Origin of the sequence: Piscinibacter sp. HJYY11 (assembly GCF_016735515.1) — a bacterium.
In the GTDB taxonomy this organism is placed as follows: Bacteria; Pseudomonadota; Gammaproteobacteria; order Burkholderiales; family Burkholderiaceae_C; genus Rhizobacter.
The window spans coordinates 281,524-297,141 of the sequence record NZ_JAERQZ010000001.1; the positions used below are offsets into that span (position 1 = coordinate 281,524).

Annotated in this window: 14 protein-coding genes and 1 tRNA gene; 13 read left to right on the top strand and 2 right to left on the bottom strand. The window is 69.0% G+C overall.

Going from position 1 to position 15,618, the window contains the following annotated elements; genetic code table 11:
• Positions 1-16: 16 nt before the first annotated feature.
• From JI745_RS01335 to JI745_RS01365, 7 genes are all read left to right on the top strand, one after another.
• The gene (locus JI745_RS01335; protein ID WP_201803163.1) at positions 17-988 is read left to right on the top strand and encodes an acetyl-CoA carboxylase carboxyltransferase subunit alpha; all 972 of its coding nucleotides are present in this window, start codon (positions 17-19) and stop codon (positions 986-988) included.
• Positions 957-2,273: a tRNA lysidine(34) synthetase TilS gene (tilS, locus tag JI745_RS01340; protein WP_201803165.1), complete on the top strand. Its 1,317-nt coding sequence runs from the start codon at positions 957-959 to the stop codon at positions 2,271-2,273. Before JI745_RS01335 ends, tilS begins: the two co-directional genes overlap by 32 nt.
• 35 nt (positions 2,274-2,308) lie before the next feature.
• Positions 2,309-3,577, top strand: a complete 1,269-nt coding sequence (locus JI745_RS01345) for an aspartate kinase (RefSeq protein ID WP_201803167.1) — start codon at positions 2,309-2,311, stop codon at positions 3,575-3,577.
• Positions 3,578-3,626: 49 nt separating this feature from the next.
• Positions 3,627-3,719: transfer RNA gene (locus JI745_RS01350), tRNA-Ser, on the top strand.
• A 116-nt stretch (positions 3,720-3,835) separates the two neighbouring features.
• On the top strand, positions 3,836-4,954 hold the full coding sequence (locus tag JI745_RS01355) for a metallophosphoesterase (protein ID WP_201803168.1): 1,119 nt from the start codon (positions 3,836-3,838) through the stop codon (positions 4,952-4,954).
• 51 nt (positions 4,955-5,005) lie between these two features.
• Entirely contained in the window at positions 5,006-5,701 is a 696-nt protein-coding gene (locus tag JI745_RS01360; protein ID WP_201803170.1) for a c-type cytochrome, read from the top strand.
• Positions 5,698-6,951: a cytochrome c gene (locus tag JI745_RS01365; protein ID WP_201803172.1), complete on the top strand. Its 1,254-nt coding sequence runs from the start codon at positions 5,698-5,700 to the stop codon at positions 6,949-6,951. Before JI745_RS01360 ends, JI745_RS01365 begins: the two co-directional genes overlap by 4 nt.
• A 27-nt stretch (positions 6,952-6,978) precedes the next feature.
• Here the strand turns inward: JI745_RS01365 and JI745_RS01370 are convergent, their stop codons facing one another.
• Complete coding sequence (locus JI745_RS01370) at positions 6,979-7,953, bottom strand: tripartite tricarboxylate transporter substrate binding protein (RefSeq protein ID WP_201803174.1); 975 nt, start codon at positions 7,951-7,953, stop codon at positions 6,979-6,981.
• Positions 7,954-8,130: 177 nt separating this feature from the next.
• Here JI745_RS01370 and JI745_RS01375 point away from each other — a divergent pair, with 177 nt between their 5' ends.
• From JI745_RS01375 to JI745_RS01400, 6 genes are all read left to right on the top strand, one after another.
• On the top strand, positions 8,131-9,279 hold the full coding sequence (locus JI745_RS01375) for an acyl-CoA dehydrogenase family protein (RefSeq protein ID WP_201803176.1): 1,149 nt from the start codon (positions 8,131-8,133) through the stop codon (positions 9,277-9,279).
• A 19-nt stretch (positions 9,280-9,298) separates the two neighbouring features.
• Positions 9,299-11,452 (top strand): acetate--CoA ligase family protein, encoded by a 2,154-nt coding sequence (locus tag JI745_RS01380; protein WP_201803177.1) that lies wholly within the window; start codon positions 9,299-9,301, stop codon positions 11,450-11,452.
• A gap of 8 nt (positions 11,453-11,460) precedes the next feature.
• Positions 11,461-12,522, top strand: a complete 1,062-nt coding sequence (locus tag JI745_RS01385) for a class I SAM-dependent methyltransferase (protein ID WP_201803179.1) — start codon at positions 11,461-11,463, stop codon at positions 12,520-12,522.
• 115 nt (positions 12,523-12,637) lie between these two features.
• Positions 12,638-13,234 carry a superoxide dismutase family protein gene (locus JI745_RS01390; RefSeq protein ID WP_201803181.1) on the top strand — a complete coding sequence of 199 codons (597 nt, stop codon included), beginning with the start codon at positions 12,638-12,640 and terminating at the stop codon, positions 13,232-13,234.
• A 29-nt stretch (positions 13,235-13,263) separates the two neighbouring features.
• Positions 13,264-13,590, top strand: coding sequence for a plasmid stabilization protein (locus tag JI745_RS01395; protein ID WP_201803182.1), 327 nt, complete (start codon positions 13,264-13,266; stop codon positions 13,588-13,590).
• Positions 13,591-13,619: 29 nt separating this feature from the next.
• On the top strand, positions 13,620-14,441 hold the full coding sequence (locus JI745_RS01400) for a mechanosensitive ion channel family protein (RefSeq protein ID WP_201803184.1): 822 nt from the start codon (positions 13,620-13,622) through the stop codon (positions 14,439-14,441).
• A 30-nt stretch (positions 14,442-14,471) separates the two neighbouring features.
• On the opposite strand, the gene JI745_RS01405 is transcribed toward JI745_RS01400, so the two are convergent.
• Positions 14,472-15,578: a glycosyltransferase family 9 protein gene (locus tag JI745_RS01405; protein WP_201803186.1), complete on the bottom strand. Its 1,107-nt coding sequence runs from the start codon at positions 15,576-15,578 to the stop codon at positions 14,472-14,474.
• Between the last annotated feature and the right edge of the window lie 40 nt (positions 15,579-15,618).

The window sequence follows — 15,618 nt, forward strand, 5'->3', positions numbered from 1 at the left end:
ACCGGGATCCTGACGGATGAGCAAACGACACTTCCTCGAGTTCGAGCAACCCATTGCCGAGCTTGAAACCAAGATCGAAGAGCTGCGCTATGTACAAAGCGAATCGGCCGTCGACATCTCCGAAGAGATCGACCGGCTCGGCAAGAAGAGCCAGCAGCTCATCAAGGACATCTATTCCAACCTGACCCCGTGGCAGGTCACGCAGATCTCGCGGCATACGCAGCGGCCGTATGCGATGGACTACATCAACGAGGTCTTCACCGACTTCCAGGAGCTGCGTGGCGACCGCCACTTCGCTGACGACCAGTCCATCGTCGGCGGCCTGGCCCGCTTCAATGGCCAGGCCTGCATGGTCATCGGTCACCAGAAGGGCCGTGACACGAAAGAGCGCGCAATGCGCAACTTCGGCATGTCGCGCCCCGAGGGTTACCGCAAGGCCCTGCGCCTGATGAAGCTGGCCGAAAAATTCGGCCTGCCGGTCTTCACGCTGGTCGACACCCCGGGCGCCTACCCCGGCATCGGCGCCGAAGAGCGTGGCCAGTCGGAAGCCATCGGCCGCAACATCTACGAGATGGCCCAGCTCGAAGTGCCCATCATCGTCACCATCATCGGCGAAGGTGGCTCGGGCGGCGCGCTGGCCATCAGCGTGGGCGACCAGGTGTTGATGCTGCAGTACTCGACCTACTCGGTGATCACGCCGGAAGGTTGCGCCTCCATCCTGTGGCGCACGGCAGAGCGCGCACCCGACGCAGCCGAGCAACTCGGCATCACCGCCCACCGGTTGAAGGCCCTGGGGCTCATCGACAAGATCGTCAACGAGCCCGTGGGCGGTGCCCATCGCGACCCGAAGCAGATGTGCGCGTTCCTCAAGCGTGCCTTGAACGATGCCTTGCGCCAGGTCGTCGACCTCAAGCCCAAGGAACTGCTGCAGCGGCGCTACGAGCGACTGCAGTCCTATGGCCGCTTCACGGACACCAGCGACCGCTGATCCACCTCGACGCATCGCGGTCGCCTACAGCGCCGGCCGCGATTCCACCGCCCTGCTGCATGCCACCGCCACCGCCGCGGTGGGGCAGGGCGTTGAAGTTCTTGCCCTCCATGTCCACCACGGGCTGAGCCCGCATGCCGATGACTGGCTGCTGCACGCACAGCGGCAGTGCGCCCGCTGGGTGAAGCAAGGCTTGCCTGTTCGCCTTTGTGCGCATCGGCTCGCGCGTCGTCCGGCGGTGGGCGAGAGTGTCGAAGCGTGGGCCCGCCGCGAGCGCTACCGGGCGCTGCGCGAGATGGCGCTTCAGGAAGGCGCGTCCGTGGTGCTGCTCGCCCACCACCAGCGCGACCAGGCCGAGACCTTCATGCTGCAGGCCCTGCGCGGTGCCGGTGTGGCCGGCCTTGCCGGCATGCCGCCGGTGGCCGAGCGCGATGGCGTGCGATGGGAACGCCCGTGGCTGCAACGGCCCCGGTCGGCAATCGAAGCTTACGTGCGGCAGCACCGTCTGCGGTTCGTCGACGACGACAGCAACGATCAAGCGCGCTTCGCCCGCAATCGGCTGCGCCTCGAGGTGTGGCCGTCGCTCGCGGCGGCCTTTCCGCAGGCCGATGCGAGCCTGGCCGACGCGGCGACCTGGGCGGCACAGGCGACCGAAGCCTTGGCCGAACTGGCCGCCATCGACCTCGCCGAGGTAGCCGATGCCGAGGGCCTCAAGCTGTCGGCCTGGCGGGCCCTCAGCCCACCGCGGCAGGTCAATGCCCTGCGTGCCTGGCTCTTGCGCGAGGGCGGGGCCTTGCCTGGCTCGACGCTGCTCCAGCGGCTGCAGGCTGAGCTGCCCGGCACGGGAGATGCACGCTGGGAGTGGCCGCAAGGCGTGCTTCACCGCCATCGTGGCCGCCTGACGCACCAGCGTGCGGCGCACACCGCCGACGCGGAGCCCGAGACCAGCCTGCGCATCCTCAAGGCCGGCCGCTACCCGTTGCCCCGCTGGGGCGGCGTGCTCGTGGCGGTCAGGGTCCGCGAGGGCGGTGTGCACAGCGCGTGGCTGGCGCAGCTCGAACTGCGGCCCCGCACTGGCGGCGAGCAGTTCATGGCGGGCATCGGGCGGCCGGCCCGCAGCTTGAAGAAGCAGTACCAGGCGGCCGACGTGCCCGCGTGGGAGCGCGACGGGCCGCTCGTCTACAGCGGCGGCCAGCTCGTCTTCGTGCCTGGGCTGGGCATTGATGCACGCGTGCAGGCGCTGCCTGGCCAACCGCAGCTGGGCTTGCGCTGGGAGCGCGGCTAAAATGCGCGGTTTCCCTCCTACGACCGGCTCTTTTCATGGCACTCATCGTTCACAAATACGGCGGCACTTCCATGGGCTCCACGGAGCGCATTCGCAATGTCGCCAAACGCGTGGCCAAGTGGGCGCGTGCCGGGCACCAGATGGTCGTCGTGCCCTCGGCGATGAGCGGCGAGACCAACCGCCTGCTGGGCCTGGCCAAGGAGCTGTCGCCCGAGATTGCCAGCGACGGCGTGCTGCGCGAGCTCGACATGATCGCGTCCACGGGCGAGCAGGTGTCGGTGGGCCTGCTGTCCATCGCACTGCAGGCTGAAGGCCTGGAGGCCGTGAGCTATGCCGGCTGGCAGGTGCCCATCGCCACCGACTCGTCGTACACCAAGGCCCGCATCCAGAGCATCGACGACAAGCGCGTGCGAGCCGATCTGGCCGCCGGCAAGGTGGTCGTCATCACCGGCTTCCAGGGCGTGGACGACAAGGGCAACATCACCACGCTCGGCCGTGGCGGCTCCGACACCTCGGCCGTGGCCGTGGCGGCCGCGATGAAGGCCGACGAGTGCCTGATCTACACCGACGTCGATGGTGTCTACACCACCGACCCGCGCATCGTGCCCGAGGCACGCCGCCTGCACACCGTGAGCTTCGAAGAGATGCTCGAGATGGCCAGCCTCGGTTCCAAGGTGCTGCAGATCCGCTCGGTCGAATTCGCCGGCAAGTACCGCGTGCCCACGCGCGTGCTCTCCAGCTTCACCCCCTGGGACATCGACCTCGTCGAAGAGGCCAAGTCCGGCACCCTGATCACTTTTGAGGAAGACGAAAAAATGGAACAAGCCGTTGTTGCAGGCATCGCGTTCAACCGTGACGAAGCCAAGATCACCGTCGCCGGCGTGCCCGACAAGCCCGGCATCGCCTTCCAGATCCTCGGCCCCGTCGCCGACGCCAACATCGACGTCGACGTGATCATCCAGAACGTGTCGCACGACGGGAAGACCGACTTCTCGTTCACCGTGCACCGCAACGACTACGCCCGCACCATCGATCTGCTGAAGAACAAGGTCCAGCAGCAGATGGGCGCCAAGGAGGTGACCGGCGACAACAAGATCTGCAAGGTGAGCATCGTCGGCATCGGCATGCGCTCGCACGTGGGCGTGGCCGCCAAGATGTTCCGCTGCCTCTCGGAAGAGGGCATCAACATCCAGATGATCACCACCAGCGAAATCAAGACCAGCGTCGTGATCGACGAGAAGTACATGGAACTGGCGGTGCGGGCCCTCCACAAGGCGTTCGACCTCGAGCAACAAGCTGCCTGATCGTTGCGCTTTGAAGGCGATGTTCTGAACTAGAATGCCGCCCTGTGCTGGAGACGTGACCGAGTGGCCGAAGGTGCTCCCCTGCTAAGGGAGTATGTGGGCAAAACCTGCATCGAGGGTTCGAATCCCTCCGTCTCCGCCAGCACAGCCTGACAAGAAGCCCCGCAAGGGGCTTTTTTGCGTCTGGACGCGGCGCTCCATTGAACTCGCGCACAGTCGGGCCCACCTGCAGGCTTCCCATCGACTGCGACTGCCGCCATGTCATTCACACCGATCACGCTCATCGTCGCCTTGCTGCACCTGTACATCGGCTGGCGACTGGTGCCGCAGCTGGGGGGTGCGGCGGGTTGGGGCTTCGCGCTGGTGCTCCTCGCCTCGACCGTGCTGATGCCGCTCAGCATGACGGCCCGGCGCATGCAGAACCGCCGCGCGGCCGAAGGTCTCGCCTGGGCGGGGTTCGTCTTCATGGGGCTCTTTTCGTCGCTCTTCGTGCTGACCTTGCTGCGCGAGCTGGTGCTGCTGGCCGGGTCGATCGCCGGAGCGCCGGCTGAACTCGCGCGCTGGACCGGCCAGGCGGTGCCGGCTGTCGGCGCGCTGGTCACCCTCTGGGGCTTCGTGAACGCGCGCCGCCGCGCACGTGTCGTCTCGGTCGAGGTGCCCATCGCCGGCCTGCCGCCGTCGCTGAAGGGCTTCACCATCGCGCAGATCAGCGACATCCACGTCGGCCCCACGATCAAGGCGCCCTACCTGCAGGCCATCGTCGACAAGGTCAACCAGCTCGACGCCGACATGGTGGCGGTCACCGGCGACCTGGTCGACGGCAGCGTGCGCGAGCTCGGCCCCCATGTGGCACCGTTGGCCGAGCTGCGCTCGCGCCATGGCACCTTCTTCGTGACCGGCAACCACGAGTACTACTCCGGCGCCCACGCGTGGATCGCCGAGCTCAGGCGCCTGGGCATCCGTGTGCTGCTCAACGAACACACCGTCTTGCAGCACGGCGCCGCACCCATCGTGGTGGCCGGCGTGGCCGACTACACCGCGCATCTCTTCGACCCCTCGCACCGCAGCGACCCGCAAGCCGCGCTGGCCGGTGCGCCCGCAGATGCCACGCGTGTGCTGCTCGCGCACCAGCCGCGCAGCGCCGAAGCCGCCGAGCGTGCCGGCTTCGATCTGCAGATCTCCGGCCACACGCACGGCGGCCAGTTCTTCCCGTGGAATTTCTTCGTGCCCTTGCAACAGCCGTTCACGGCCGGCCTCCACAAGCTGCGCCGGCTCTGGGTCTACACGAGCCGTGGCACCGGCTACTGGGGCCCGCCCAAGCGTTTCGGTGCGCCCTCGGAGATCACGCGCCTGCGACTCGTCCCTGCTGCCGACTGAGACAATTTGTCCAGTACACCGGCGACGGCACTGCCCGCTAAGCTCGGGACCATGAAGTCTCTTTGCGCGGCGCTCGTGTGCGTGTTGTGGTCGGCGTCGGCAGTGGCGGTCGAAGACAGCATGGCCCAGCGCATGCAAGCCTGCACCGGCTGCCACGGCCCCGAGGGCCGCGCCGCGCGGGACGGCTACTACCCGCGCATCGCCGGCAAGCCTGCGGGCTACCTCTACAACCAGCTCGTCAACTTCCGCGATGGCCGGCGCCACTACCTGCCCATGACGCGGCTGATCGATCCGCTGTCAGACGCCTACCTTCGCGAGATCGCCGCGCATTTCGCGTCGCTCGACCTGCCGTACGCACCACCGCGGCCCGCGCAGGTGCCGGCCGACGTGCTCGCACGCGGCGAAGCGCTCGCGCTGCGCGGCGACCCGTCGCGCAAGATCCCCGCATGTGCGCAGTGCCACGGCACGACCTTCACCGGCGTCACGCCGCACCTGCCGGGCCTCCTCGGCATCCCGCGCGACTACATCGCCGGGCAACTCGGTGCATGGAAGTCGGGCGCCCGCCGCGCGATGGCGCCTGACTGCATGGCGCAGATCGCGAAAGTGCTCACGCCCGACGACGTCAGTGCCGTGTCGCACTGGCTGGCCGCGCAGCCGTTGCCAGCCTCGGCCAAGCCAGCCGCCGCCTTGCCTGGGCCCATGCCGATGGGCTGCGGGGGGACTGGCGAGGGGAGTACCGTGCGATGAAGCGCGCATGGCTCGTCGTGCTGGTGCTCGTGCTGCTCGCGGGTGCGGTGGTCGTCGGCCTCAACCTGCGTGGCGAAGACCCGCTCGACGAGGCGCCTGTCGCCGCCACGCCCGAGCTGATCCAGCGCGGCGAATACCTCGCACGCGCCGGCAACTGCGCCGGCTGCCACACCGAGCGCGGCGGCGTGCCGTATGCCGGCGGCCGCGGCATCGACACACCCTTCGGCACGATCTACAGCCCCAACCTCACGCCTGACGCAGCGACCGGCCTTGGCCAGTGGAGCGCTTCGCACTTCTGGCGCGCCATGCACAACGGCCGCTCGCGCGACGGCCGCCTGCTGTCGCCCGCGTTTCCGTACACCAACTACACGCTGGTGACGCGCGCCGACTCCGACGCGATCTACGCCTACCTGCGCAGCCTGCCGCCGGTGGCCAAGCCGAACCGCGAGCACTCGATGCGCTTCCCCTATGGCACGCAGGCCGCGCTCGCCGTGTGGCGCGCGCTCTACTTCAAGCCCGAGACGCACACTGCCGATGCGTCCCAGTCGGCTGCATGGAACCGCGGCGCCTACCTCGTGCGCGGCCTGGGCCATTGCAACGCCTGCCACGGCCACCGCAACGCGCTCGGCGCCACGGGTGGCACGCTCGACCTGAGCGGCGGCCTGATCCCGGTGCAGAACTGGTACGCGCCGTCGTTGAGCGACCCCCACGAGGCCGGCGTTGGCAACTGGCCGCCGCAGGAGGTCGCCACCTTGCTCAAGACCGGCATGAGCCCGCGCGCCTCGGTGCTCGGCCCGATGGCCGAGGTGGTGCTCGGCAGCACGCAGCACCTGCGCGACGACGACCTGCTCGCGATGGGCGAGTACCTGCGCAGCCTGCCGCCCAGCGCCTCTCGGGCGACGAGCCTCCCGGGCCCGAGCCCTGACCAGGCGCAGGGCAAGAAGCTCTACGACCAGCACTGTGCGGGTTGCCATGGCGATGCGGGCGAGGGCGCCAAGGGCATCTACCCCGCGCTGGCGGGCAACCGTGCGGTGACGATGGCCACGCCGGCCAACCTTGTGCGCGTGTTGATGGAAGGCGGCTTCGCCCCGTCGACCGCCGGCAATCCGCGGCCCTTTGGCATGCCGCCATTCGCTGGGACACTGAACGACGACGACATGGCGGCCGTGCTCTCGCATGTGCGCAGCGCCTGGGGCAACCAGGCGCCGCCGGTGTCGGCCTTCGAGGTGTCCCGCTACCGGGAGCGTTGAGGGGAGCGCGAGGCGGCCGTGGCGCGCTCAGTTGAGCGTGGCCCCCGAGACCTTCACCACCTCGGCCCACTTCTTCATCTCGTCGGCGATGAAGGCCTTGAACTTCTGCTCGTCGTAGCCGACGAGCGGCTGGCTGCCGATCTCTTCGAAAGGCGCGACGACGGCCTTGTCGGTGAGCGCGGTGTGCATCGCAGCCGAGAGTTTCCTGACGATGGGCGCCGGCGTCTCGGCCGGCACGACGATGCCCGACCAGCTGCTCGACTCCAGCCCCGGGAATCCCGCTTCGGCGATGGTCGGCACATCGGGCAGGGCGGGCAGCCGCTTCGTGCCCATCACCACGAGCGGGCGCAGCTTGCCCGACTTGATGTGTGGCAGCAGCGTCACGGTGTAGTCGTACATCAAGTCCAGGCGGCCGCCGAGCAGGTCCTGCAGCGCGGGCGTACTGCCCTTGTAGGGCACGTGGGTCATCTTCGTGCCCGTCTTGGCCTGCACCATCTCGCTCGTGAGGTGCGTGCCGGTGCCGGGGCCTGCCGAGCCGTAGTTGAGCGTGCCGGGGTTGGCCTTCGCGTAGTCGATGAGCTCCTTCATCGTCTTGTACGGCCGCGAGGCTTCGACCACCAGCACGGTGGGCGACATGAACATCCCGTGGACGGGAATGAAGTCGCGCAGCGGCTGGTACTTGAGCGTCTTGTAGAGCGCGAGGTTCGCGGCCATCGTGCCCGAGGTCGCGTAGAGCACGGTGTAGCCGTCGGGCGCGGCGCTCATCACCTGCTCGGTGGCCAGCGATCCGCCGACGCCCGGCCGGTTCTCGACGACGAACGATTGACCCAGCACCTCGCCCATCTTCTTGGAGATGGCGCGCGAGGTGGTGTCGGTCACGCCACCGGGAGTGAACGGCACGACCCAGGTGATCGGTTTCACCGGATAGGTTTGTGCACGCGCGGGCACATCCGTCAGCATCAGCGCCGCCACCGCCATCAACAGGACACGCAACTTCGTCATCGCATTTCCTTTCGTTGCCTCGGGTCGTTCCACGCAGCGCTACGAGCGACCGGGTGAACAAGATACTTGCAGACTAACAAGCAAAGTCGCTACCGTGCATGCACGTTTGCCCCACGTGCCGTTCTGCTCGTCGAACGACACCATGGGCGCACAACACCTTCACAAGCAGTACGGACGATGAGCATTGACCTGAACGCAGAACAAGTCACACTGCGCGACAGCATCCGGCGTTTCATGAAGGCCGAAGTCGTGCCCTTGATCACGAAGCACGAGGCCGAGCGCAGCTTTCCGTTCGAGCTGTTGCCGCGATTGGCCGAGTTCGGCTACCTCGGCGGCACGCTCTCCGAAGACGACGGCGGCATGGGGATCGACTACCCCACCTGGGCCATGATGATGGAAGAGGCCGGCTACCACTGGCTCTCGTTGCGCACCATGTGCAACATCACCAACGGCTCGATCAACCGCATCGCCACGCATGGCACGCCCGAGCAGAAGGAGCGCTTCCTCAAGCCGGCGCTGCGCGGCGAGCTGAAGGTCTGCACCGGCCTCACCGAGCCCGACACCGGCTCCAACATCGCGGGCATCCAGACGCGTGCCGAACTGAAGGGCGATCACTGGGTGATCAACGGTCGCAAGATGTGGATCACCAACGGCGCCTTTGCCGACGTGGCGATGATCGTCGCGCGCACCTACAGCCCCACGTGCGACGGCGCCCTGTCGGCCTTCATCGTCGAGCGTGCGAAGAGCCCGTACGACGTGCGTCGGCTCGACACCATGGTGCTGCGCTGCACCGGCACCGCCGAGCTCGGCTTCAACGACGTGAAGATCCCGAAGGAAAACCTCGTCGGCCAGGAAGGCCAGGCGCTGAAGGGCACGCTGAAAGGGCTGGATGCGGCCCGCCTCAACATCGCGATGGGCGCGGTCGGCGCGGCGCAGGCGGCGCTCGATCTCTCGATCGACTACGTCAAGCAGCGCAAGCAGTTCGGCCGCCTCATCGGCAGCTACCAGCTGGTGCAGAAGCACATCGTCGACATGACGGTGCGCGTGGAAGCGGCCCGCGCGCTCGGCTACCGCGCGGCCCACGCGCTGCAGCTCGGGCAGGACGTGCGCCAGGCCTGCTCCATCGCCAAGCTCTACGCCACCGAGTCGGCGCACGAGGTGGCGAGCATGGCCCTGCAGGTGCACGGTGGCAGCGGCTACTCGACCGACCTGCCCATCGAGCGCATCTTCCGCGACACCCGCGGCGGCATGATCCCCGAGGGCACCACCGAGATCCAGACGCTCATCATCGGCCGCGAGATCCTGGGCATCAACGCCATCTCCTGATCAGTCTTCCGCAGTTCCCATGCACGACTCGCTTCCTGATCTCTCTCTCCTGTGTTCGCCGCGTTCCGTCGCACTCGTGGGCGCCTCCGACGACCCCGGCAGCATCGGCGGCCGCGCCCTCATCAACCTGCTGAAGCATTCCGACTTCAAGGGTGAGGTGATGCTCGTCAACCCGAAGCGCGAGAGCGTCTCCGGCATGCGCTGCTGGCCCGACGTCGCCTCGCTGCCGAGCACGCCCGACCTCGTGCTCATCTCGGTGCCTGCGGTGCATGTCAACCCTGCATTGCGCCAGGCGGCTGCGCGCGGTGTGCCCTTCGCCATCGTCTACACCTCCGGCTTCGGCGAAGCGGGCCCAGCCGGCAAGGCGCTCGAGGACGAGATGCGCGGCATCGTCACGACATCGACGCTGCGCGTCTATGGCCCCAACTGCCCGGGCCTGTGCAACATCAACGAGCGCCTGGGCTTCACTTTCTCACCTTCGTTCCAGCACGACCTGCGTCGCGGCCCCATCGGCCTGGCCACGCAAGGAGGTGGCCTCGGCCGCAACGTGCTGCAGGCGATGGACCGCGGCCTGGGCATCGGCCTGTGGTGCTCGTCGGGCAACGAGGTCGACCTGCAGGTGAGCGACTTCATCGCGCACATGGCCGACGCCGAGGGCATCGAGGTCATCGTCACGCTGATCGAGGGCATCAAGGACGGCCGCAAGTTCGTGCGTGCCGTGCAGCGCGCCGTGGCCAACGGCAAGCCGGTCATCGCCCTCAAGGTCGGCCGCTCGGCCTACGGGCAGAAGGCCGCGATGTCGCACACCGGCTCGCTCACCGGCTCGGCCGAGGTCAACAGCGCGCTTTTCCGGCAGCTCGGCGTGATCGAGGTCGACGACATCGACGAGCTCGCCGACATGGCCGCGCTCGTCGCGCGTTCGCACCCGCCCAAGGGCAAGCGTGACGTGGCGATCTACTGCTCGTCGGGCGGCGCCTCGGCGCTCACCGCCGACATGGTGGGCCAGGCCGGTCTCACGCTGGCCCAGTTCGCGCCCGAGACCACGAAGGTGCTGGCCGAGTGCCTGCCCTCGTATGCCGCCATCGGCAACCCGGTGGACACGACCACTGCCGTCATCACCGACCCGCGCCTCATCGACAAGACCTTGCTCGCCGTCTGCGAAGACCCGAGTGTCTCGCTCGTGCTCTTCCCGGTGACCATCGACTACGGCGACGTGACCATCAAGGTGGCCGAAAGCGCCGTGCGGGTGCAGCAGCAGACACGGGTGCCGATCGTCCCGGTGTGGATGAGCAGCCGCCGCGGCGAAGCGGTCGATGTGTACGCCGAAGCGGGCCTGGTGCCCGTCGGCTCGGTCGGCAAGGCGGTCAAGTGCGTGAAGCGCTGGATCGACTGGGCCCGCTGGCGTGACGCGCAGGTGACGGGCGCCGCGCCATTCGAGCCCTTGCTGCTGCGCATGCCGCCTGGGGAGCTGGCGGGCGCGCCGAGCACCTTGAACGAAGCAGATGGCAAGGCGCTCATGCAGAAGGCCGGCATCGCGGTGCCGGCGTCGGGCGTGGCGTGCAGCGCCGACGAGGCGGTGCAGGTCGCGCAGCGCATCGGCTACCCGGTCGTGGCCAAGGTGCTGAGCGCAGACATCACGCACAAGACCGAAGCCGGCGGCGTGATGCTCGGCATCGCCGACGATGCGGCGCTGCGCGAAGCCTGGTCGCGCATCCACGGCAACGTGTACCAGCACCGCCCCGGCGCGGCCATCGATGGCCTGCTGGTCGAAGCGATGGCGCCCGCAGGTGGCGTGGAGGTGCTCGTGGGCGTGAGCCGAGACCCGGTGCTCGGCCCGGTGCTGACCTTCGGCCTGGGCGGCATCCACGTGGAGCTGTTCCGCGACGTGGCACGCCGGGTGCTGCCCTTGTCGCGCCCCGAAGCCGAGGCGATGGTGCGCGAGATCCGCGCCTTCCCGCTGCTCGATGGCCTGCGCGGCCGCGCGAAGGCCGACGTGCCGGCGCTGGTGGACCTGCTGATGAAGGTGTCCGGCTTCGTTGCCGCCCATGCCGCGCAGCTCGACGAGATGGACCTGAACCCGGTGTGGGTGGGCCCGGCGGGGCAGGGTGCGCTCGCGCTCGATGCGGTGATCGTTGCCCGCTTCGACGTCGGCACGGACGAGCCGCCGGGATAATCCCGGCCATGTCCACCCCAACGTCACCCCCGCCAGACTCCGCTGCCTTCGAGCAGGCCAAGACCGCCTTCTTCGACGGCCTGGCCCACCTGCAGGCCGGCCGCGTGGCCGAGGCCGAGCGTGCCTTCGAGACCTCGCTGCAGCACGTGCCCGGCCGGGTGTCGACGCTGATCAACCTTGCGGCCACGCGCGTCGCGCTCGGCCGCCCCGCCGAGGCCATCGCCTGTGCCGACCAGGTGCTGGCGGTGGAGCCCGGCAATGCCGACGCGCTGCTGCACCGGCGCAACGGCCTGGGCAAGCTGGTCCAGCAGGCCGACCTGCTGCGCGACAGCGGCTCGCTCGAGGAGGCGCGTACGCTCTACCGCCAGGCGCTCGACCTCGGCGCCGACCCCGAGCTGATGGCCTATTGCCTGGCCGGCCTGGGCGAGGCGGCGGCACCGCCCCGCTCGCCGGCGTCGTACGTGCAGGCGCTCTTCGACGACTATGCCGAAGACTTCGACCACCATCTCGTCGGCGTGCTCCACTACCGCGTGCCCGAGGGCCTGGCCGCACCGCTCGCGCAGCTTCACCCGCAAGCGTTCCGCTCCGCGCTCGACCTCGGCTGTGGCACCGGCCTCTGCGGCCCGCTTGTGCGGCCGCTGGTGCAACGCCTGGTGGGCCTCGACCTCGCGCCGCGCATTCTCGAGCAGGCCCGCGCACGCGGCGTCTACGATGAGCTGCACCACGGCGAGATCGTGCAGCACCTCGCCACCACTGCCGAGCCGCACGACCTGGTGCTCGCCGCCGACGTGTTCATCTACCTCGGTGACCTGGCGCCGGTGTTTGCAGCGCTCTCCAGGCTGATGCCCGCCGGCGGCGTGTTTGCCTTCTCCGCCGAGACCGAGGGCGCGAACGAGTTGACCGGCTTCACCCTGCAGCCGAGCCTCCGCTATGCCCATCATGAGGGTTACCTGCGCCGCCTCGCCGCCAGCCACGGTTTCGAGGTCGCGCGCATGGCCCGCGAGACCGTGCGTGAAGAGCAGCGCCAGCCGATCGAAGGCCTGATCGTGCACCTGCGCCGCAGCGGCTGAGCGCGATGCGCGGCCACTGACGGCCGGTCTCGGCGTCGTCCTACAGCATGCGTGCGAAGCGCGCGCGACCATCGCCAATCGCCACGCCATCGTGGCGGCAGAACGAAGGTCCGCCATGCTGTACATCCCCTTCCATACGTCTCGTCTCTTCGCAGCGGCCTCGGTGGCCGTGATCGGTTTGTGGGGCTGCGCGTCCAGCACGCCTGCACCGCCCACCGCCATCACGATGCTCACCCCGACCAGCGGCCAGCAGGCCAATGGCATGGTGCGCATGGCGCAGGAAGGCGACCGCGTGGTGGTGCGCGCCCGCGTGGCCGGCCTCGCACCCAACCGGGAGCACGGCTTCCATGTGCACGAGAAGGGCGACTGCTCGGCACCCGACGCCAGCAGCGCCGGCGAGCACCTCAACCCCGAGGGCAAGCCCCACGGGCCGCAGCACGGCGAGCACCACGCCGGCGACCTGCCGTCGCTGAAGGCCGATGCGGCCGGCGTCGCGGTGGCCAACTTCGAGGTCAAGGGCACCCTGCTCGGTACCGGCGCGGCCGACCTCATCGGCAAGGCCCTGGTGGTGCACGCCGACCCCGACGACTACAACTCGCAGCCCTCGGGCAATGCCGGGCGGCGCATCGCCTGCGGGGTGATCGCCACGCCCGTCAAGCCGGGCGGGCTGGGAGGCAATTCAGAGGGCAAGACCATTCCCAAGCAGATGTGAGCTCTCGTCATCATCAACAGGAGAACGCCATGCCCGAGAACCGTTGGAGCGACAAGCGCGAGCGCCAGTACTCGCACATCAAGGACAGCCTCAAGTCCGGCGGCAAGAGCGAGAAGCTCGCCGAGGAGATCGCCGCACGCACCGTCAACAAGGAGCGCGCGCGCCACGGCGAAGCGCGCGAGGCGAGCCGCAGCTCGGTCGACGACGTGTCGTCGGGCCACCGCGGCGGGAAGCGCTCGCACAGCGGCGCGCAGGGCCGCACCTACGACCAGCTCTACAACGAGGCCCGGCAGCGCGGCATCAAGGGCCGCTCCAGCATGACCAAGGCCCAGCTCGAGAAGGCCGTGGGCCGCTGACTGCGCGCGATGGTGGTGGAACGCTTCTGATGCGGATACCCGACTGGCTGGCCTCCTGGCGCGACTACGACTTCGAACTCTTCACGCTCGGCGCGGCGACATTCACCGTCTCGTCCTTGCTCAAGGTCACCGTTTTTCTGGTGGCCCTGTTCTGGATCGCCGGCGCCATGCGCTCCTGGCTGATCCGCCGCGCGCTCACGCACACCCATCTCGACGAAGGCACGCGGCAGGCCTTCGGCTCGATGCTGCGCTACCTGGTGCTGATCGTCGGCTTCGTGCTGATCCTGCAGAACGCCGGGGTGAACCTCACCGCGCTGAGCGTGGTGGCGGGCGCCTTGGGTGTCGGCGTGGGCTTCGGCCTGCAGAACGTCTTCAGCAACTTCGTGAGCGGCGTGATCATCATGGTCGAGCGGCCCATCAAGGTGGGCGACCGGGTCGAGATGGGCACGATCGAGGGCACCGTGCGCGACATCGGCGCGCGCCGCACGATGATCGTCACGCACGACAACATCGCCATCCTCGTGCCCAACCAGAAGTTCATCACCGACCAGGTGACCAACCTCGTCTACGCCGCGGCGCCGATCCGCCTGCGCATCCCGGTGCACGTGACGCTCGCGAGCGACCCCCATGTGGTGGAGCAGGCGCTGCTCGATGCGGCACTCGCCCACCCGCAGGTGCTGAAGGAGCCGGGCCCCGAGGTGCTGCGGCCCACGCTCGCGGCGGCCTCGATGTCGTTCGAGCTGTGCGTGTGGCACGACGCGCACGGGCCGGTGCGCCGCCACCTCACCAGCGAGCTGAACCGCCTGATCGACGAGCGGGTGAGGGCCGCGGGCGTTCAGTACGCGGCCTGAGGCCGGCCGCCCGTCCTCGGCACACGCAAGTCAGCGCAGCGCCACCCACGACGCCGCGTTGGCCGCCGCGTGCAGCGGCAGCGGCGGCGCCCACACCGGCGGTGGCGCTTCGATGAGGTCGAGCGCCGCCTCGATCACTTCATCGGGGTGGACCTGCTCGAGCACGTGTGCCCTGGCGCGCCATGGCGCGTGCTGCGCCGAGCCGCTCGCGGCCAGCACCACCACCGGCGTCTCGAGCGCCGCGGCCATGTGCGCGAGGCCGCTGCTGGTGCACACCGCGACCTGCGCCCCCGCGATCAGCGCGGCCAGCTCGCCGAGCGTCATCTGGCCGGCGAGCGAGACCGACGGCGTGCGCATGCCGGCCTGTGCACGGGCCACCAGTGCCGCCTCATCGTGGCCGCCGGTGTAGACCACCTGGCAGCCACTGTCGAGGCCGATGCCTTCGGCGGCCGCACCCAGCCGCTCGGCCGGGTAGCGCAGGGCCTCGGCCGAGGCGCCGGGGTGCACCACGATGTAGGGCCGGTTCATGTCGCCGCCGGCGGCGACGAACTTGCGCCGCATGCTCAGCACGTCGGTCGCCGCGTAGCGGAAGACCAGGCGTTCGTTGGCGGTGTGGAAGCCGACGGATCGCACGAGGTCGAGCTGGCGTGCCACGTCGTGGCGCATGCCCTCCGGGCAGTCGTCGTCGGTGTCGTGCACCCAGTCGGTGAGCAGGCCGTGCGGGTTGTCCGCGCAGTGCGCCAGGCGCAGCGGGATGCCGGCCAGCCGGCACATCAGCGCGGCGGGCAGGGCGCTCTGGCGGCAGCCGGTGAAGACGATCGCTGCGTCGAAGAGCCCGCGGCGCAGCGCGGTGAGCAGCCGGCGGTCGGTCAGGTCACCGTGCGACGGGCTCTTGAGCCACGGCGCGTCGTAGGCGATGACGTCGTCGATCGCGGGTACGTGCCGCGCGAGCACCGCGCCTGCGCGCGAGCCGAGCAGCGTGATGCGCGCCTGTGGCGAGCTCTGACGGATGGCCTGGATGGCCGGGGTGCTGGTCAGCACGTCGCCCAGGTTGTCGAGCCGCACGACGAGGATGTTGCGTGCCGCGTGCCAGGCGGACCATCGGGTGTTCGGGCGGGCGGCGGAAGCGGGCGGCATGGGGTCTCCTCGGTGGACACGAAGGGGAAGGGCTTCGGTC

Coding starts and splice junctions, on each gene's coding strand:
- JI745_RS01335 (WP_201803163.1), top strand. CDS start 17: ATGAGCAAACGACACTTCCTCGAGTTCGAGCAACCCATTGCCGAGCTT.
- tilS (WP_201803165.1), top strand. CDS start 957: ATGGCCGCTTCACGGACACCAGCGACCGCTGATCCACCTCGACGCATC.
- JI745_RS01345 (WP_201803167.1), top strand. CDS start 2,309: ATGGCACTCATCGTTCACAAATACGGCGGCACTTCCATGGGCTCCACG.
- JI745_RS01355 (WP_201803168.1), top strand. CDS start 3,836: ATGTCATTCACACCGATCACGCTCATCGTCGCCTTGCTGCACCTGTAC.
- JI745_RS01360 (WP_201803170.1), top strand. CDS start 5,006: ATGAAGTCTCTTTGCGCGGCGCTCGTGTGCGTGTTGTGGTCGGCGTCG.
- JI745_RS01365 (WP_201803172.1), top strand. CDS start 5,698: ATGAAGCGCGCATGGCTCGTCGTGCTGGTGCTCGTGCTGCTCGCGGGT.
- JI745_RS01370 (WP_201803174.1), bottom strand. CDS start 7,953: ATGACGAAGTTGCGTGTCCTGTTGATGGCGGTGGCGGCGCTGATGCTG.
- JI745_RS01375 (WP_201803176.1), top strand. CDS start 8,131: ATGAGCATTGACCTGAACGCAGAACAAGTCACACTGCGCGACAGCATC.
- JI745_RS01380 (WP_201803177.1), top strand. CDS start 9,299: ATGCACGACTCGCTTCCTGATCTCTCTCTCCTGTGTTCGCCGCGTTCC.
- JI745_RS01385 (WP_201803179.1), top strand. CDS start 11,461: ATGTCCACCCCAACGTCACCCCCGCCAGACTCCGCTGCCTTCGAGCAG.
- JI745_RS01390 (WP_201803181.1), top strand. CDS start 12,638: ATGCTGTACATCCCCTTCCATACGTCTCGTCTCTTCGCAGCGGCCTCG.
- JI745_RS01395 (WP_201803182.1), top strand. CDS start 13,264: ATGCCCGAGAACCGTTGGAGCGACAAGCGCGAGCGCCAGTACTCGCAC.
- JI745_RS01400 (WP_201803184.1), top strand. CDS start 13,620: ATGCGGATACCCGACTGGCTGGCCTCCTGGCGCGACTACGACTTCGAA.
- JI745_RS01405 (WP_201803186.1), bottom strand. CDS start 15,578: ATGCCGCCCGCTTCCGCCGCCCGCCCGAACACCCGATGGTCCGCCTGG.